Source organism: Kosakonia arachidis, assembly GCF_900116535.1.
Lineage (GTDB): Bacteria > Pseudomonadota > Gammaproteobacteria > Enterobacterales > Enterobacteriaceae > Kosakonia > Kosakonia arachidis.
Genome location: NZ_FPAU01000001.1, coordinates 1,378,163 through 1,396,622 on the forward strand (window position 1 = coordinate 1,378,163; position 18,460 = coordinate 1,396,622).

Annotated in this window: 16 protein-coding genes; 6 read left to right on the plus strand and 10 right to left on the minus strand. The window is 57.3% G+C overall.

The genetic code is table 11. The annotated features are described in order from the left end of the window. Positions 1-32 precede the first annotated feature (32 nt). On the minus strand, positions 33-1,148 hold the full coding sequence (locus BM427_RS06720; RefSeq protein ID WP_090120713.1) for an endonuclease/exonuclease/phosphatase family protein: 1,116 nt from the start codon (positions 1,146-1,148) through the stop codon (positions 33-35). Between the two features lie 126 nt (positions 1,149-1,274). Beyond that, positions 1,275-2,186 (minus strand): LysR family transcriptional regulator, encoded by a 912-nt coding sequence (locus tag BM427_RS06725; RefSeq protein ID WP_090120290.1) that lies wholly within the window; start codon positions 2,184-2,186, stop codon positions 1,275-1,277. 131 nt (positions 2,187-2,317) lie between these two features. On the opposite strand from BM427_RS06725, the gene BM427_RS06730 reads away from it, so the two are divergent. After that, positions 2,318-3,712, plus strand: a complete 1,395-nt coding sequence (locus BM427_RS06730; RefSeq protein ID WP_090120292.1) for an MFS transporter — start codon at positions 2,318-2,320, stop codon at positions 3,710-3,712. Here the strand turns inward: BM427_RS06730 and BM427_RS06735 are convergent. Genes BM427_RS06735 through BM427_RS06745 form a run of 3 tightly spaced genes read right to left on the minus strand, consistent with a single transcriptional unit; the run spans position 3,700 to position 5,332 of the window. Continuing rightward, positions 3,700-4,308, minus strand: a complete 609-nt coding sequence (locus BM427_RS06735; protein WP_090120293.1) for a class I SAM-dependent DNA methyltransferase — start codon at positions 4,306-4,308, stop codon at positions 3,700-3,702. The genes BM427_RS06730 and BM427_RS06735 overlap by 13 nt on opposite strands. Then, complete coding sequence (locus BM427_RS06740; RefSeq protein ID WP_208809154.1) at positions 4,305-4,847, minus strand: NUDIX domain-containing protein; 543 nt, start codon at positions 4,845-4,847, stop codon at positions 4,305-4,307. The genes BM427_RS06735 and BM427_RS06740 overlap by 4 nt, the downstream gene beginning before the upstream one ends. 2 nt (positions 4,848-4,849) lie before the next feature. Beyond that, positions 4,850-5,332 (minus strand): GNAT family N-acetyltransferase, encoded by a 483-nt coding sequence (locus BM427_RS06745; RefSeq protein WP_090120297.1) that lies wholly within the window; start codon positions 5,330-5,332, stop codon positions 4,850-4,852. Positions 5,333-5,688: 356 nt separating this feature from the next. On the opposite strand from BM427_RS06745, the gene BM427_RS06750 reads away from it, so the two are divergent. After that, positions 5,689-6,309 (plus strand): response regulator transcription factor, encoded by a 621-nt coding sequence (locus BM427_RS06750; protein ID WP_090120298.1) that lies wholly within the window; start codon positions 5,689-5,691, stop codon positions 6,307-6,309. Here the strand turns inward: BM427_RS06750 and BM427_RS06755 are convergent. Genes BM427_RS06755 through BM427_RS06775 form a run of 5 tightly spaced genes read right to left on the minus strand, consistent with a single transcriptional unit; the run spans position 6,306 to position 13,444 of the window. Beyond that, complete coding sequence (locus tag BM427_RS06755; RefSeq protein WP_090120300.1) at positions 6,306-11,858, minus strand: AAA family ATPase; 5,553 nt, start codon at positions 11,856-11,858, stop codon at positions 6,306-6,308. The genes BM427_RS06750 and BM427_RS06755 overlap by 4 nt on opposite strands. After that, positions 11,855-12,241 (minus strand): response regulator transcription factor, encoded by a 387-nt coding sequence (locus BM427_RS06760; RefSeq protein ID WP_090120302.1) that lies wholly within the window; start codon positions 12,239-12,241, stop codon positions 11,855-11,857. The genes BM427_RS06755 and BM427_RS06760 overlap by 4 nt, the downstream gene beginning before the upstream one ends. A 17-nt stretch (positions 12,242-12,258) precedes the next feature. Next, positions 12,259-12,525: a XapX domain-containing protein gene (locus tag BM427_RS06765; protein ID WP_090120303.1), complete on the minus strand. Its 267-nt coding sequence runs from the start codon at positions 12,523-12,525 to the stop codon at positions 12,259-12,261. Positions 12,526-12,529: 4 nt separating this feature from the next. Beyond that, positions 12,530-12,700, minus strand: coding sequence for a DUF1427 family protein (locus tag BM427_RS06770; protein WP_074776415.1), 171 nt, complete (start codon positions 12,698-12,700; stop codon positions 12,530-12,532). 57 nt (positions 12,701-12,757) lie between these two features. Then, complete coding sequence (locus tag BM427_RS06775) at positions 12,758-13,444, minus strand: hydrolase (RefSeq protein WP_090120304.1); 687 nt, start codon at positions 13,442-13,444, stop codon at positions 12,758-12,760. A gap of 234 nt (positions 13,445-13,678) precedes the next feature. Here BM427_RS06775 and BM427_RS06780 point away from each other — a divergent pair, with 234 nt between their 5' ends. From BM427_RS06780 to BM427_RS06795, 4 genes are read left to right on the plus strand one after another with little or no spacing between them, the layout of a single operon-like run. Beyond that, entirely contained in the window at positions 13,679-15,553 is a 1,875-nt protein-coding gene (locus BM427_RS06780; RefSeq protein WP_090120305.1) for an amidohydrolase, read from the plus strand. 4 nt (positions 15,554-15,557) lie between these two features. Then, positions 15,558-15,968 (plus strand): DoxX family protein, encoded by a 411-nt coding sequence (locus tag BM427_RS06785; protein WP_090120714.1) that lies wholly within the window; start codon positions 15,558-15,560, stop codon positions 15,966-15,968. After that, positions 15,965-17,587 (plus strand): MFS transporter, encoded by a 1,623-nt coding sequence (locus tag BM427_RS06790; RefSeq protein WP_090120307.1) that lies wholly within the window; start codon positions 15,965-15,967, stop codon positions 17,585-17,587. Before BM427_RS06785 ends, BM427_RS06790 begins: the two co-directional genes overlap by 4 nt. Before the next feature lie 37 nt (positions 17,588-17,624). Next, a complete protein-coding gene (locus BM427_RS06795) occupies positions 17,625-18,446 on the plus strand; it encodes an alpha/beta fold hydrolase (RefSeq protein ID WP_090120308.1) in 822 nt (273 codons plus the stop codon). Positions 18,447-18,460: the final 14 nt, after the last annotated feature.

Sequence of the window (18,460 nt, forward strand, 5' to 3'; positions counted from 1 at the left end):
TTCAAAATATCAGCTTCGGCGCGTCCTGCGCCCTACAGATCCAACTCGACCCACACGGCGGCATGATCCGAGCCAGCATTGACCGGTTTTTTCAGCTCGGCGTAGGTTTCCCACTTTGCCGGACGTACACCCGGCCACATCCCTTTACGGTACACACCGCCTTGCTTTACCGTTTCCCATAACGCCGGTGACAGCAGGATATAGTCGATTTTATTATTGTTGGTACAGCTTCCCCAGGTGCCCGGATAGCCGCCATTATCAAATTTTGCGTGGGTGAAAATATCGCGCAGATCGGTATCTTTCAGCAGTGGTGCAAGCGGCTGGCTGTCGGGAGTGTCGTTGAAATCTCCGACGATGGCAATCAGCGTTTCGCCCTCTTTAATGCGTTGCTGGTAAATCGCTTTTACCCGTTCGGCCTGCTCCCGGCGACGGGCATCTGAACTGTTTTGCGATCCATAGCCTTTACTTTTTAGGTGATTCACTAACACATGCAGCGTTCTGCCATCCTTTAATGGGATAGCAAACTCCGGGCAATCTCGGGAGAAAATCAGCGCGCCGTCGGCATTTTTATCATCAACGTGGCTACGGATGGTCTCAATCGGGAATGCGCTGACGGTCATCAAACCGACATCGATCCCGCGCTCGTCGTTACCATCAATCACCATCACATGCTCAAACGGCTTGCCGTTTCGGGCGGGAATGATTTCGCGGTTAAATGCCAGCAACGCGGGGCGGCTTTCCGCCTCGACGACAGCGAGAACATCGGCCTGCAAATCAATCATCACCTGCGCGGTCAACAGCATGGCCGTTTCATCCACCGGCGCGACGCGCAACTCCAGCGAGCCAACCCAGTCAGCCCGCCCTTCGGCGATAATACGGATCTCTGAGCCATCTGTGGGCCGCGTCAGCAGTTTGCCACGGTTACGGCGCAGGATCACAAACGGGCCAGTATCTGACTTTTTCAGCCCTAGCTCGTTAAGCAAAACCACCATTTTTTGTTTCATTTCGTCGGTATAGGTTAATTCGCCGAGTAACGCATTCAGGGCGGCAAATTTTTCCAGAATAGGTTTGCCTTCATCCCAGTCGGCCAGGTTCATGGCCTTCGCGCGGTCGAATAAGTTTTCCACATTGTAAGACGCTAGCCGCATCATGTACCCTCCCCCTTGATTTCAGCCGCTTCTGTTGCGGTCGCACAGGCAGTTTCCGGTTATGATTGTAGTCGTCGGCTGTGTCTTCAGCATGACAGAAATAGCGAGCCATCGGGAGAGCGGGATTCAGTCAGGCCGCAACGTGCGGCAAACGCTCAGGACAAACTGCCGCAGCCAGCGGTGCGCCGGGTCCACTTCTGAACGCGGATGCCAGAGCTGGGAAACGGTGATGCCGCGGGTTTTGACTGGCAGTTCAAATACGCGAAGTCCCTCGCTTGTCGCCTTATTCATCAGGAACGAGGCCGGAACCAGTGCAATCAAATCGGTGGCGCGCGCCACCGCCAGCGCGGCCGGAAAGCCCGGCACTACGGCGGCGATGTGGCGCTTCAGCCCGGCATCGGTCAGCGCTTCATCCACCGGCCCGCTCAGCAGCCCGCGCCGTGAGGCGATAACGTGCGCAAACGAGACATACTGTTCGGCACTTACGGCCTGCAGTTGCGCCAACGGATGACCATTTCTGACGACACCGACAAAGCGATCGCGAAATAGTGCCTGTACGCGGATTTCCGGCCCCATTTCCCCCAGCACACCAATCTCCAGATCGACCCTTCCTTCGCGCAGCGGTTTATCGCTTTTCTCCGCTTTCGGTGTAAAGCGCAACGTTACGCCAGGCGCAATGGCAGCGGCTTGTGCAATCAGCGCCGGGCCAAAGCCTTCAACAAAACCGTCGTTGGCACGCAGCGTAAACATCTGTCGCAGGCTGGCAATGTCCAGTACCGGCGTTGCCGGACGTAATACCGCCCGCGCTTCGAAAACGGCGCTTTGCGTGCGTTCGCGAATAGCTTCAGCATAAGGCGTCAGCACCATCGTCCGCCCTGCCCGCACCAGCAGCGGATCGCCGGTGGTCTCCCGCAGTCGGCTCAGCGTGCGGCTCATCGCCGATGCGCTCAGCCCCAGTCTTCGGGCGGCGGCGGCAACGCTTCTTTCGGCCAGCAGACTATCCAGCGCAAACAGCAGGTTCAGGTCCGGTTCTGTCATAGCAAGTTGTTTCCCATAGAGATTAAGAAGATGTGGCGTTTGCTGCACGGTATAAATGCAACTGCTGCGTCTTCCGCCATGTATCCCGCGAAAGTAGAGTTAATGCAAGCACAACGAATACTGAGGTAATGATGGAATTGTTTACAGACCGGCCAGGTGACGAAGGGGTAGCGGGTAAACAGCGTGCGCTGGCGTTGATTGCGCTGATGACCAGCACCACGATGGCCGTTTTTGATGGCACTATGGTGAATATTGCTCTGCCGCAGATCGCCCGTGCGCTGCAGGTCTCCGCCGGGGCTGCTGTCTGGGTGGCGAATGGCTATCTGCTTTCGGCTGCCATGACGCTGGCTATTTTTGCTGCGCTCGCTGCGCGCATGGGGTTTCGCACACTGTTTGCCAGTGGGTTACTGCTGTTTACAGTGTCTTCGCTGGGCTGTGCATTATCTTCATCACTGCCAGCACTGGTGACAATGCGCGTACTGCAAGGGATTGGCGGCGCGGCCACGCTCAGTATTGCACCAGCGATCCTGCGTTCAATTTTTCCCACGCGTTTGCTGGGGCGCATTCTCGGCATCAATGCGCTGCTTATCGCCACCAGCACGGCTATTGCGCCGGTCATTGGTGGCGCTCTGCTAAGCGCGCTGGGCTGGCAATGGCTGTTTGCTATCAATATTCCGTTGGGCGCTATCGCACTGGTATTTGCCCTGCGCGTCATTCCGGGAAAAACAGCCAACGTCAGCGGGCCGTTTGATGTGCAGGGCGCACTGTTCTCGGCATTGATGTTGGGAGCGGCAATCATGGCGTCGACGTCCATATCCTACATGGGTACAGCCTGTGCTATGGTCGCGGTGGCGAGCGGGCTGGCGTTTGTGCGCCGTCAACGGCGAGCGCCGCAACCGTTGCTGCCTCTGGGGCTCTTCGCGTCGCCCCGCTTCTCCCTTGCTGCACTCACCTCGCTGGCCTCTTTTATTAGCCAGGGCGTAACCGTTGTCGCACTGCCGTTTCTCTTTCAGAATGTTTATGGCTACAGCACCCTTACCTCCGCGTTGCTGTTTACCGCCTGGCCGGTCGGTATCATTCTGGTGGCGCCACATGCCGGGCGGCTGGCAGATCGCTATGCGCCCGCAAAGATTGCCACTGCCGGGTTACTGCTGTTCGCTGTTGGCTTGCTGCTGCTGGCGCTGCTACCGCAAAATGCGGCGGCGTGGGATATCAGCTTGCGCGGGCTGATCTGCGGAATGGGTTTCGGCTGTTTTCAAAGTCCGAACAACCGGGAGATGCTCGCCAGCGCCTCACGCGAGCACAGTGGCTATGCTTCCGGCGTGTTAGCCATTGTACGCACCTTTGGACAGTGCTTTGGCGCGGCACTGGTGGGGGTGATGCTGGCACTCTGCGCGCCAACAGGCGCAATCGAGCAGGAAGCGTTGGCAATACGGCTGGGATTGTGGCTGGCAGTGATGGCGACGTTGCTGGCAATCACCTTCAGTCTGAGCCGCCTGCGACAGTTGTCGGATCAGGCACGCTGAGCCAGCCAGACTGTGTGACCGGCACAGTCGGGATCTTCCACCCGCATCTCCAGCACGCGAAAACCGATTGCCGCCAGTTGTGCCTGGTACTCCCCTGGCGCGAGGCTGGCGTGAAACAGCGCTTCGCCCTCAAATTGCCCGATGGCAATACCGTCATCCGGCCCGCTGGTAAACATTAGCACGCTGCCTGGATGGCTGTGGCGGGCAAAGCGGGCAAACATACTGCGCTGATCGTTCTGCGTAAGATGGAAAAAGCTGTTCCACGCGATCAGACCGTCGAAGGTTTCCCCCAGCGCAAGCTGGCGCATATCCTGGTGAAGCCAGCGCTGCGACGGAAAAGCCTGCCGGGCCCTTTCCAGCATCGCCGGTGCGCCATCCACCCCGGTGAGATGAAATCCCTGGGCGATAAACCATGCGGCGATCGGTTGACCATTGCCGCAGCCAATATCCAGAACTCGCCCATTGTCCGGTAAGCGTGTGGCGAATTTCTCCAGCCAGCTTTTTTCAAACAGCGTTTGCGAACGTTGCTGCGCGAACGCGGCGGCATGCCGTTGATAGAGGGAAAGAATGGCGCTGGCGGGCGCAGAGCGGTTCATGGCAGCATCCCTTTCAGCTTCGCCAGTAGATACGCGGTAACCGACGTGGAGTCGCTGACTGCGCCTTCGGCGATCAGCGCTTCAAATTCGCGCAGTGTAATTTTACGCGCCGTCAGGCCGACTTCTTCCGGATCCAGCGAAGTCTGGTGCTGGGTGAGATCTTCTGCGAGGAAGATATGGTAACCCTGGCTGGAGTAGCCCTGTGCCAGTTTCTGATAGCCGACATAGCGCATACGTCTGGCCACCAGCCCGGTCTCTTCCTGAAGTTCCCCGGCAGCGACGCGCAGCGGATCTTCGTCAGTCGCGTGCTCCCACGATCCCTGCGGCAGTTCGAGCGTGCGCTTACCAATCGGGTAACGGTACTGCTCAACGACGTACAGCGCATCGTCCTCGCGGGCGATAATCACTACGAAGTCGGGTTTCTCCACCACGGAGTAGATCCCTTCACTGCCGTCGGCGCGCAGAATACGGTCTTCACGCAGGCGCATCCATTTATTACGATAGACTTCAGTGCTGGTGAGGGTTTTGATGTCGGGCATCATTATTCTCCTGGGGTGAGTTCGCATCCCATATCAAAGCAGCGCAGATCGGCTCGTGCCATTTTTGAGTGATATCGGTTTTCCTGTATGACACGAAATCCCTGCTGTTGATAGAAACGACAGGCATTCGGCGTTGATGCCAGCGTCAGGCGGGTAAAACCTCGGCGTTGCGCCTCTTGCTTCAGCACCGCGATAATTGCCGAAGCCAGACCTTTGCCGCGCCACTGCGGCAGGGTGAAAATGGCTTCTACACTGCCGGTACGCAGATCGAGATAACCGGTGGCAACAGGGATATTTTCCGGTGTGATGGCAACATAGAACGGGTTTTCTGCAATCACCACCCGGTAATTGTCTGGCATGGCTTGCGGCGTCCACGCCTCAATCACCTGCGGTGAATAGACCTCTTTACACCCGTGTTGTATCGCTGCGTTGCGTATCTGCCACAACGTTTCAGCTTCTTCGGGCACCGCAAGTCTGATCGTCATACGTGCTCCTTGGTTAAAAATGATATAAGCGCGGTTAAGGTAGGATTAGTCTTATTTTTACGTTAGGACAGTAAAGCAGCAGAAGGTTGCGTTGGTTGACAATAATTGCATTTATGCAACATTCGGTTAAATGACATACAACATTCAATGCCTTAGCCAAAATTTCATTCGAAAGTCACAGTGAGAAACGATGCTGTCAACCGTAGCGAAAAATCGCTGTTTACCTGAATAATAATCCCACGGTTTGTAAGGAAATTCTCATCATTTCATCCAGTTAAAAACTATGCTATCAGTATCAACCTGCAAAGTGAAAGACGTGTATTTTCAGGCGCGTCGTCCTGTGAGGCTGAATGATAATGGAACCTGTCGTTTATGTTGTCGATGATGATAATGCCGTCAGAAAATCAATTGTCCGGCTGTTGGCATCCGAAGGTTACCGCGCTCTCGACTTCGCGTCCGCGGAGTCATTTCTCTCTCATCCCCTGGTCGGTGTTCCGGCCTGTTTGATCCTTGATTTAAACATGCCAGTGGTGAATGGTTTTGATGTTGCCAGTGCGTTAAAAGATCGCGGACGCGAGTTGCCAATTATCTTTCTGACGGGATTTGGCACTATTCCACTCACCGTTCAGGCAATGAAAGCCGGCGCGCGTGAGTTTCTCACCAAACCGGTGGAGCCGGAGCGTTTGCTGGCTGCGGTGGTGGATGCCCTGAAAGGCGCCGAGCAGGAGTTTGAACAGCAGCAGGCGAACTTCGCCCTCAAGCAGCGTCATCTCTCTTTAACGCCTCGCGAACAGGAAGTGTTTGAGTTGGCGATCAGCGGCTTGCTGAATAAGCAGATTGCTGCGGAGTTGGGCGTCAGTGAAATCACCGTCAAAGTGCATCGTCGACGGGTGATGGACAAAATGCAGGCCCGCTCGCTGGCGGATCTGGTACATGCTGCCGGTAGCCTGCAAATTGCCAAATCCCGCAGCCGTTAATCGCCCACAGGCAAGGTAAAGGAGAACAGACTGCCAAATGGCATTCTTGACTGCGCCGTCAGTTTTCCCTGGTGCCGTTCAATAATGGTGTGACTGATGGTCAGCCCCATCCCCATTCCCTGCGCCTTGGTGGTATAGAACGATTCAAACAGCCGTGCCTGCACCTCGGCATCCATTCCGCTACCTGTATCGGCAATGGTGCACAGCAGTTCACCTGGCTGCGGGTTCTGTGTGTTGAGCGTCAGCACCCGCGGGCGCGAATCCACTTCGGCCATCGCTTCGATGGCATTCATTACCAGATTCAGCAATACCTGCTGGATCTGTACACTGTCGCCGCAAAACTGGCTATTGGTGGCCTGCAACCGATAATCGACAGCAATATGCCGTCGCTCAAGTTCGCTGCGTGACAGGGTCAAAATATGGTGCAGCAACGCGTGCAGATCGAGGCGTTCAAGCACTGGCGGCTGTCGGCGCGTCAGGGATTGCAAGCTACGGATCACCTCGCCTGCGCGCTGACCTTCGCGAATAATTTCCTCCAGCCCGGTGCGGACGTTTTCAATCGGCAGCGGATCGCGGTTAAGCCAGCGCAGGCTGGCACCCGCGTTGGAGACAATCGACATCAGCGGCTGGTTAATTTCATGGGCAATCGACGAGGTCAGTTGCCCGACGGTGGTTGCCCGCGAAACGCGCGCCAGTTCGGCCTGTGCCACGCGTACTGCATCTTCATTTTGCCGTTGAGCGGTTATATCGGTGATGGTGCCAAAATATTCATGCACCGTTTCACCGCTGGCCTCCACAGGATCGCCAATACCGAGAATATAACGTACCTCGCCGTCGGTGCGGATAATACGGAACTCCGCCTGCATGGTTAACCCCTGCGCGACGCTGCGGGTCACCAGCGCGCTAATATGCGCATGGTCGTCAGGATGTACATATGTGAGAAACTCGGCCATTGAGATCAGTTTGCGTTTCTCCGGTAGCCCCAGAATGCGTGCATATTCATCAGACATATGCATCAGATCCTGTTCCAGCACCCAGCGCCAGGTTCCGGTGTGGCTGATCTGTTCGCCGAGCATCAGCGAGGTCTGGCTGGCGCGCAGCTCTTTTTCTACCCGGCGGCGCTGAATATTCTCCTGCAGCAGTTCGGCGTACAGACGCGCTGTTTCCAGCGAAACCGCCGCATGCGCGCCCAGCAAGTTCACCACGCGGGAGTGTCCGGCGGTAAACACGTCAGGCATCAGACGGTTCTCCAGATAGAGCGCCCCCACCAGCCGCGCCTGTTTAAACATCGGCACGCACATTACGGCCGCACCGGAGGTCAACAGATAGGGATCCTGGCTGAAGGGGCTGTACTCTTCCGGCCTGCCGGTGCGGATCTCTTGTCCGGTACGTATCACCGCCGCCAGTACCGACAGCGGTAAATCCGTCGCCAGCGGCGTTTCGTTCAGTACCTGCACGCGCACCCCTTCGCTGCTGGTGTGCGCGCTGGCTTCAACCAGCGGGATATTGTCATCCATCACGCGGATTAACAGGCCGCGCTGTGCACCTGCCCGCTCCAGCAGCATGGTCATCAGGATCTGAATCAGACGTTCAAGATTGATCTCTTCGGAGAGTGCACGCGAGGCTTTGATGATGCTTTGCAGATCGCGAATTTCATCATTTTGTGCAAAGGCAATAGTGTCATATGCCGTGCTGGCCGCCTTCGCGACAAGGTGCGGGTGAGTCTGTTCGAGCTGGCGCACTTTGCCGTGCGCCCCGACGCGACCCCAGGCAGCCATCGCCCCGCGAAACCAGGCATCGGCAATCGTTGGATAACCACAACTGCGGGCAAATTGCCCGGCCAGCTCTTGCGCCAGCGCGTTACTCAGGTTAAAACCCGCTTCGCGCGACAACATGATGGCTTTCTCGTACTGACCAATGGCGATACTGTTCATTCCATCGAGCCGGACGATCTCGGCGTACAGCAGCGCCTCTTTGTCGCTGAAGGTCGATGGATTGAGTCGTGCCCAGCGCGCTATCTGGTTGTAGTGCTGGTTAAGCCGCTGGCGGTGCGCGGCAGAAAAGGTATCCGGTGTCAGTTGCATCGACAGAGACAGCGCGCTGTAGAAATGGTAATCGAGCAGATTGACGTGTCCGGGCGCAGACCAGGCGAAGCGTCCCGTTTCCAGCAGGCTGCTTTCCGCTTGCGCGTATTCACCGGCAAAGAAGTGCGCCATTCCACGATAAAGCCAGAACCAGAACAGTATAGTTGGCGGCGGCGTTGCCGGTAACAGCGACTCCGGCAGCACCGCTTTACCGCTAAACACCTGCTGGGGTGTTCGCAGGTAGCCAATAAAGTGACGTTGTAACAGAAGAATAATATGCATATCCGTAAAACGCGTCTCACGCACGAATGCCAGCCCGCGTTCTATATAACGCATTACCACATCAAGCGGATCGCCGCAGGCCAGGCTGTTGGTGATTTCACGAAAGGACGCGAAACAGGCAATGGTGAGATCGCCATGCGCAACCGCCGCAGTGAAACAGTTTCTGGCGCACTGGACGGTATACGACAACGGCTGGATCCAGACGCTGCTGCGCCCCAGCGCCACCAGTGTTTTGGCTGCATAATCATGAAAACCATGGCGCGTGACCAGATCCTGCGCCAGCGTACCGTAGCGAAAGCCCTGCTCATACTCGCCATAACGCTCGCCGATCATCACGCCAAACCACGCCAGCGCGGCAGTGGATGGACCGGTGAGTCCCCGCTCCAGCGTCAGTTGCAGTGTCCGGCAGAGCAGCAGGAAATGCAGTCGTGGGCAGTTAAAACTGGCGTACAGACTGGCGCTCCCCAGCAGGTTCATTAGCGCATCCGTTTCGCGGTGATTCATGCGCGGCAACGCCATAAACACGCTGGCGGGGTGCGTGCCGATAAGGGATGAAATCTCCCGCCAGGCTTCGTCGCACTCGGCATCGTCCGGCTGGCGGCTCACGTGAATACCGAACACGGAGAGCCAGCTCAGTGTGGTGCCGAGTGCCTGTGAATAGCTGGAGCTACGGATATGCACTTCTGCCAGCACGTTGGCGGCATGGGCTTTTTCTGCCAGCCCGCCCGGCGAGGCCAGCAACGATTCACACAATGTGCACGCGGTAGCAAGATGGCCCAACAGAAGTTCGCACTCAGCCCGCTGTAAATCGAGCGCGAAGAGATCGCCACTGTCGGCACTTAGCGTGCGCGCAGTCTGTAAATATCCCAGCGCGGAAGCATAATCCCCGCTGCGTTTTGCCTGCCGGGCGGCAAGAGCACAAAGCTCGCTGAACCTTTGCCGCTGTGGCGCAGGCTGGATACAGTCGATCGCCGCCGTAACATGGTGAATGGTACGAAACAGGATCTCGTTACCAGTGGTTTGTCGCGCCTCATCGGCCAGCAGGATGGCGGCCCGCAAATGTAACTGACGGCACACGGACAAAGGTAGCGAGGCACTTGCTGCCTGCTGAATGCGCTCATGGGTAAAGGCGTATTCGTCGGCGTTGAGGGTAATTAACTGCACGGACACCGCTGGATGCAGGTGCAAGTGTATTTCGCCAGGTGCCATTTCCAGTATGCGGCTTGCGAGGGATAGTCCGCCCGCGCTACCAAGGCAGGCCAGATGAGCAAGCAACGTACGGGTCTCATCCGGCATCTGTTCCAGTTGTTGCAGCACCATGCTAATGACGTTTTCGCTGTAGTAACGGGCGCGAATCGCGGCCAGATCGTAGTGCCAGCGCCCCTGATAGCTGTTATGACTCACCAGCCCGTCTTCAACGATGCGTTTAAAAAATTCATGGGCAAACAGCGGATTCCCGCCGGTTTTTTCATGGATCAGTTTTGCCAGATCGACGGTCGATGCCGGACGGGTTTGAAAAACGATCGCCAGCCAACGCGCCACGGCTTTGACGGCAAGTGGTTGCGGCTCGCACGCTGTTGTTCGTCTGGCCGCACTGCGCAGGCGTGCGAGCGAGGCGGCAAACGACGCATCTTCGAGCGACGGCAGATCGCGGTGCGATACCACCATCAGCAACGGTAAGGTGTGGCTGTGCTGCAACAGATACTCCAGCAGTTGCAGGCTGGCACCATCGATCCAGTGCAGATTGTCGATCAATATCACCAGTGGGCTACCGGGCGAGGCAAACACACTCACCAGGCGCAACACCATATGATTAAAGCGCGCGCGGGCATCCAGCGTGATACTGTCAACGAAAGGCGCAGGTTTACTCTCCAGCAGCAGGCCCAACTCCGGCGCGAGGCTTACCGCCAGCCCTTCGTACCCGGCCAGCGCAACGGATAGTCGTGATTTCCAGCGTGCCACCTCTTCGGCGGGTAGCCCCAGCAAATGCAGCGTTAGCGAGCGAAATGCCGCCGACAGCGCACCAAGCGGCAGTACCGAACTGTTCTGCTCCACTTTACCGAGCGCGATCAGCGTCGGGCGTTGCAGAAACAGTTTCAGCGCCGAGGCCATCAGCGAAGATTTACCTATCCCGGACGGGCCGCTGAGGGTGACCAGTATTTGTTTGCCGCTGTGGTTGACCTCTTCCAGCGCAGCGACCAGCTCGCCCGCCTGCGGATGAGCGCGATACAGCGTATTGGCAAAGTGCAGCGACGGAGAACGATCCTGTAAACCGGGCGTAAACGCCAAAATGCCCTGCTCCGGCGTCAGCGTGGCCTGACATCGGCGCAGATCGGCGATCAGGCCATCGACAGTCTGGTAACGTTTCTCCGGCGATTTAGCCAGCAGCTTCAGTAGGATGGTCGACAGCATCGGCGGTAACCCTTCCCGCAGGCTATGCGGCGCGGCAGGTTCAGAAGCAATATGGTGCAACGTCCACTCTGCCTGCCCACCTTCGGGCAGATCGAACGGCAGCACGCCGGTCAGTAATTCATACAGAACAATGCCCAGACTGTAGAGATCGCTGCGGCTATCAACAGCATGATGGGTACGGGTGGTATGTTCCGGCGACATGTACGCCAGCGTGCCGCCGGAAAGCGGTAGCCAGCTTTGCGCCAGCGCTTCACCGCTGCTGGTGGTAAGGCCAAATCCGCTTAGACGGCAGCGCTCCTCGCTCAGAAAAATGTTTCCTGGCTTGATATCGCCGTGAATAAGATTGCGATGATGCATCTGGCGCAGCGGTGCGCAGATACGTAAGGCCAGCTCGAGCCAACTGGCGATACAGTCTATCGGCTGAGCGGTCATCCGGGTGAGCGGCTCAAAAGCAAATGTCGGATAGATTAGCGCAAAACGGCCATGATATTGCGCGCTGGCGACAGGAATGACCGCCCAGTCACTCTCTAGCTGCGCGCGCAGCGACAGCTCATTTTTTAGCAACTGGCTGGCACGCGGTTCGGCATCGTCGCTGACGGCGGTGGCAAGGATAAAGGCGTCGCTGGCCCATGGGTAATGGGCATTCATCCAGACAATGTATCCTTCCTGCGCTAGCGGCGTATAGATGGCGTCATCCTGCACAGTAAAAGGCTGCCCTGGGTTTTGTTCCCGGGTTTCCGGCAACAATGGAAGGCGTGAAGCGTCGCTCATGAATTATCCTCGCTATTGGCCAGCACGCGCTGAACATATTCAAGGAGGATATCGATATCGATGGGTTTGCGCAAAAAGGCAACGGCACCGGGTTTGCCCGAGTACCGTTGCCAGGTTTCATCGTCGTGGCCGGAGATAAAAATCACCGGTGGCGGTGCCGGGCTAAGCTGCAACCTCTCAAACATCATTGCGCCGCTCATGCCTTTCAGTTTGAGATCCGCAATAACCAGCGCAATCGCGGGCTGCGCCGGGCCGTCGTTGAGGAACGCTTCCGCCGAGGGAAATGCTATCGTGGTGTAGCCCTCCGATTGCAGCAAATTACTCAGTCCGCTACGGACGGAAGGTTCATCATCAACAATGGCAATAAGTCGGGGTTGCGTCATGCGATCTCCTCTGGCTTTCAGGCATCCTGGCGCGGCGGCGAGTCTGGGGGGTCAGGCCGCGGCGCACCGCTAATTTTCGGTACACACTCATGGCGGAACCACGCCATGGTCAGCGGTTGTCGGGCCAGCAGACGACGGGTTACCGGTACGATTTGCTCCCCCACCAGCATGCCGAAAAGTCCAAGCAGCGCAACGACCGGCGGCGCGGGTGAGCGAACCCCCAGTAAAGCATAAATAATGCCAGCCAGAAGACCGACCAGGAGAGAAACAATCCAGGTTTTCATGGGTTTACCCCGCCGTTGTGTGAGTCATTAGCGTGGCGATCACGCCTTCGCCCAACAGCATGCCGAGTAACCCGACCAGCGCAATCGCTGGCGGCGCGGGAGAACGTACCTTCAGAAGTGCATACATCACACCAATCAGCACGCCTGCGGCAAAGGAAATCAGTCCGATACTCATGGCAAACTCCTGCCGGAAAGGGAAATACTGACCGGCATATACCGGTCAGCTAGCGGCTTAGCGTGCCGGAACCGGCGCCAAAGTGCGGTGGCCGGCTTTGGCGCGGGACGGCGCTTTATGCACCATGGTGTAGGCGTAATCAACGCCCATGCCGTAGGCACCGGAGTGATCTTTGACAATATCCATGACCGCGTCATAGGTTTCACGGTGCGCCCAGTCGCGCTGCCACTCCAGCATCACCTGCTGCCAGGTTACCGGGATCACGCCAGCCTGGATCATGCGCTGCATTGCGTAGTCGTGTGCTTCTTTTGAGGTGCCGCCGGAGGCGTCTGCCACCATATAGATTTCGTAATCGCCTTCCAGCATCGCACACAGGGAAAAGCTGTTGTTGCACACTTCTGTCCACAGGCCGGAGACTACCACTTTGCGTTTGCCGTTGGCAGCCAGTGCGTCACGCACTTTTTGATCGTCCCAGGAGTTCATGGAGGTACGTTCCAGAATGTCCTTCTCCGGGAATACATCCAGCAGTTCCGGGTAGGTATTGCCGGAGAAACTCTCGGTTTCAACGGTGGTGATAATGGTCGGGATGTTAAATACCTTGGCGGCCTTCGCCAGCGCAACGGTGTTATTTTTCAGGACCTGGCGGTCAATGGACTGTACGCCAAAGGCCATCTGAGGCTGGTGATCGATAAAGATTAACTGACAGTTAGCCGGGGTCAGGACTTCAAGCTTTGAGGTTGTCATATTTACACCCATTAGGTTAAAAGAGCTGGAGCTACGTTGAGACAGCAAACGACAGGGCTTCGCTATCGGTGGCTGCATGGTAGGCTGCGCTCCCCTGGCCCGACTATTATCTGATGGTATAACTATCCTTTCGTATACCTATACTTTGGTACAACTGGTCTTTTCTCCGCCGCGCTTTACATAATTCACTCCAGATGCTTATCGGCTCAACAGGGCCGCCAGACTGGAGGAAGTATGGATTTGCTCGCACATGCAGAACTGATATTGCGCAATGGCCAGTTTCACACCGTTGATCGGGAAAACCCACTTGCCGACGCGGTCGCCATCCGTGATGGAAAGTTCGTTAAAGTGGGAAGTGAAGCCGAGGTGATGGCATACCGCGGCGAACACACTCAGGTTGTCGATTTACAGGGCCATACGGCGATCCCGGGATTGAACGACTCGCACTTGCACCTGATCCGTGGCGGGCTTAACTACAACCTCGAACTGCGCTGGGAAGGCGTTCCGTCGCTGGCCGATGCGTTACGCATGCTGAAAGAACAGGCATTGCGCACGCCGTCACCGCAATGGGTACGCGTGGTCGGCGGCTGGACGGAGTTCCAGTTTGCGGAGCGCCGTATGCCGACGCTGGATGAAATCAACGAAGCCGCACCTGATACCCCGGTCTTTATTCTGCATCTCTACGATCGCGCCCTGCTCAACCGAGCGGCGCTGAAGGTTGTGGGCTATACCCGCGATACGCCGAACCCGCCGGGCGGTGAGATCCAGCGTGACAGCAACGGTAATCCGACCGGTATGCTGATTGCCCGTCCGAATGCGATGATCCTCTACGCTACGCTGGCCAAAGGGCCAAAACTGCCTCTGGAGCAGCAGGTTAACTCCACCCGACAGTTTATGCGTGAACTGAACCGTCTGGGGTTGACCAGCGCCATCGATGCGGGTGGCGGCTTCCAGAACTATCCGGAAGATTACGCGGTGATCGCTGAACTGCATGAGAAAAAACAGATGACGATCCGCATCGCCTACAACCTGTTTACGCAACGCCCCGGCCATGAACGGGAAGATTTTGAAAAATGGACCGATATGCTGACGCCGGGCCAGGGCAGTGATTTCTTCCGCCATAACGGTGCGGGCGAAATGCTGGTCTTCTCGGCGGCGGATTTTGAAGATTTCCTTGAACCGCGCCCGGACCTGGCGCCGGGAATGGAAGAGGAGCTGGAGCGCGTGGTGCGCCACCTGGCTGAGCACCGATGGCCGTTCCGTCTGCACGCCACGTATAACGAATCCATCAGTCGCATGCTTGATGTGTTCGAAAAAGTGAACCGCGAGATCCCGTTCAACGGCCTGCACTGGTTCTTTGATCACGCAGAAACCATTACCGAAGCCAATATCGAACGCGTGAAAGCGCTCGGCGGCGGCATCGCCGTACAGCACCGTATGGCGTTCCAGGGCGAATATTTCGCTGAGCGCTACGGTCAGCAGGCTACCAAACAGACGCCGCCGGTGGCGAAAATGCTGGAACACGGTCTGCCGGTTGGTCTGGGTACCGACGCCACCCGCGTGGCGAGCTACAACCCCTGGACGGCGCTCTACTGGCTGGTTTCCGGCCGCACTGTCGGCGGTATGCAGATGTATGATCACAGCGCCCGTCTCGATCGTGATACCGCCCTGCTGTTGTGGACGCAGGGCAGCGCCTGGTTCTCCAGCGAACAGGGGAAAAAAGGTCAGATCAAAGCGGGTCAACTGGCGGATCTCGCCATTCTGAGTAAAGACTACTTCCGCGTACCGGAAGAGGAGATTAAAGGGATTGAGTCGGTGCTGACAGTAGTAGGTGGCGATATCGTCTATGCCGCCGGTCAGTTTGGCCCGCTGGCGCCGCCAGCTATTCCGGTGGTGCCGGAGTGGTCGCCGGTGGTCAAGGTTGCGGGTCATTATCGTAGCGCACCGCCGCAGGCGGCCCGTGTGGGTCAGGCTGCGGGTGTTCATCACTGTTCTGGTCCGTGTGGGGTTCACGTCCATCAGCACGATATCGCCCGTGGCAATGCCATGCCGGTTTCGGATGAGAACGCGTTCTGGGGCGCGCTCGGCTGTAGCTGCTTTGCGTTTTGACATCATGAAAACGTCAACTGACTTTGCGCCCCGTATTGATGCGGGGCTGTTCTTCCTGCGCCTGGCGGGTAGCCTGTTACTGCTGTATGTCCATGGGCTGCCGAAGGTGTTCCATTTCAGTGAAGAGCTGACGCGTATCGAAGATCCGTTTGGTCTCGGGCCTTATATGAGCCTGCTGCCAGCGATTTTCGCCGAGGTGATCTGCCCGCTGTTTATTATAGCGGGCGTGGCGACGCGACTGGCCTGCCTGCCAATCATCGGCGTGCTGCTGGTGGCGATGCTCGCGGTCCATGCCGACTGGTCGATTGCCGAAGGGCAATTCGGCTGGCTGCTGCTGATCATCTTTACTACGCTTTTGCTGACTGGCCCCGGGAACTGGCGAATCCGACGGCCGGTAAAAGGAGCGATTACATGACCCAACAAAACGAACTGAAAGCAGCGGTGACAGTGTCACCGGTTCAACCTTCCGCCTCTGCCTGGCAACCGTTGCATCAGCGCGTTTTCCGCATGCTATGGATGGCGACCGTGGTCTCCAACATCGGCTCATGGATGAGCGATATCGGTATTAACTGGACGATGCTCTCGCTGAGCACCGATCCGCTGGCGGTGGCACTGGTACAGGCTGCCAGCAGCCTGCCGATGTTCCTGTTTGTCCTGCCTGCAGGTGTGCTGGCCGATATCATTGAGCGACGCAAGATCCTGTTCTTCTCTCAAGTGTGGTCGTTCTGTGCCGCTGCCGGGCTTGCCCTGCTCTCTTTTACCGGCAACGTCACACCGGAAGTACTGCTGGTGGCGACCTTTTTACTCAGTACCGGTGCAGCACTCAGCTCGCCCGCTTTTCAGGCGATTGTGCCGGATCTGGTCGAAAAGCAGGAATTGAGCCCGGCGATCGCCCTCAACTCGCTGGGCATCAATATCAGCCGTGCAATCGGCCCGGCACTCGGCGGGTTGATCCTGTCGTTTGCCGGCCCGTGGATGGTGTTTCTGCTTAATGCCCTGTCGGTGGTTGGCGTGGCGGTGGTATTGCTGCGCTGGAAACCGCAGGCCACGGTGCAGCGCCTGCCGCCGGAGCATTTTTTCACTGCCATTCGTGGTGGCCTGCGTTATGTCCATGCCGCGCCGGTGCTGCGAAATGTTCTGGCGCGCACCGTGGCGTTCTTTCTGTTTGGCAGCGCGGGTTGGGCGATGCTGCCACTGGTGGCGCGTCGTGAGCTGGGCCTCGGCCCGGGCGGTTACGGCACTATGCTGGCCTGTATTGGCGTCGGGGCGATTTGCGGCGCGGTACTGCTACCGAAATTGCGCAAACGGCTGAATGCCGATCAGATGATGGTGGCGGCAAGCCTGCTGTTTGCCGTCACTATGCTGGCGCTGGCGTTTATCCGCCACGTCTGGCTGCTTAATGCCTTTGAGTTTTTCACCGGCTTTTCCTGGATTGCCGTACTCTCGACGCTGAATGTCGGCGCGCAGCGCAGCGCTGCCCGCTGGGTTAAAGCGCGAGCGCTGGCGGTCTACCTGACGGTGTTTTTTGGTTCGATGACCGTCGGTAGCGCGATCTGGGGGAAACTGGCGTCGGAATTCGGCGTGTCATGGTCATTGTCTGTGGCAACAGTCGGCATGGTACTGGGCGCGACGACGGTCTTACGCTGGCGGCTGGAAAAAGATGCATCGCTGGATCTCGATATTCTTGATTCTGCAGGCGGCACGGCGGATATCACCATCCCCCACGAACGTGGGCCAGTGATGGTGAGTTGTGAGTACCGCATTGATCCGCAGGACGCCCATGAATTCACCCTTGCGATGCAGGATATGCGCCGTGTCAGGCGCCGTACCGGTGCGATGGGCTGGGCGGTGTATGAAGATGCGGTACAGCCAGGTGTGTTTGTCGAAACCTGGGTGATGGGATCGTGGATAGAGCATTTACGTCAGCACGAGCGGCACACGGTGAACGATCAACGCATCCGTGAGCGCGTGCTGGCTTTTCATCAGGGCGATGAACCGCCGGTTGTCCGGCATCTGGTTGCGCCCGCCGGGTGATAACCGAAGTTAACCCACTTAACAATGAGGTAAGCAGATGAGCACAATCAAAACGCAGGATGGTACTCAGATTTATTACAAAGACTGGGGCGCGGGTAAGCCGGTTCTCTTCAGCCACGGCTGGCCGCTGGATGGCGATATGTGGGATAGCCAGCTGAATTTCCTCGCTGAGCGGGGTTATCGCGTTATCGCCTTCGACCGTCGCGGTTTTGGTCGTTCCGATCAACCGTGGAACGGTTACGACTACGATACTTTTGCTTCCGACATTAACGATCTGATTACCGCGCTGGATTTGCAGGGTGTGACGCTGGTGGGTTTCTCAATGGGCGGCGGCGATGTGACGCGTTACATCGGCCGCTACGGCACCTCGCGCGTGGCGGGTCTGGTGTTGCTGGGTGCCGTTACACCGATTTTCGGTAAAACTGCCGATCATCAGGAAGGCGTCGATAAGAGCGTTTTTGAGGGTATCAAAGAGGGTCTGCTCAAAGATCGCGCGCAGTTTATCAGTGATTTTGCTACCCCATTCTATGGTCTGAATGCCGGACAGAAAGTTTCTGAGGGTGTACTGACGCAAACGCTGAATATCGCTCTGCTGGCGTCACTGAAAGGTACGCTGGACTGCGTTACCGCCTTCTCCGAAACCGACTTCCGTCCGGATATGGCGAGCGTGGATGTCCCGACGTTGGTGATCCATGGCAGCAACGATCAGGTCGTCCCGTTCGCAGCCACGGGTAAACTGTCGGCGCAACTGATTCAAGGCGCGGAGTTGAAAGTATACGAAAACGGCCCGCACGGTTTTGCCGTTACCCATCAGGATCAACTGAATGAAGATCTGCTGGCATTCCTGAGCAAACTGTAACGTGTAACGCGTGA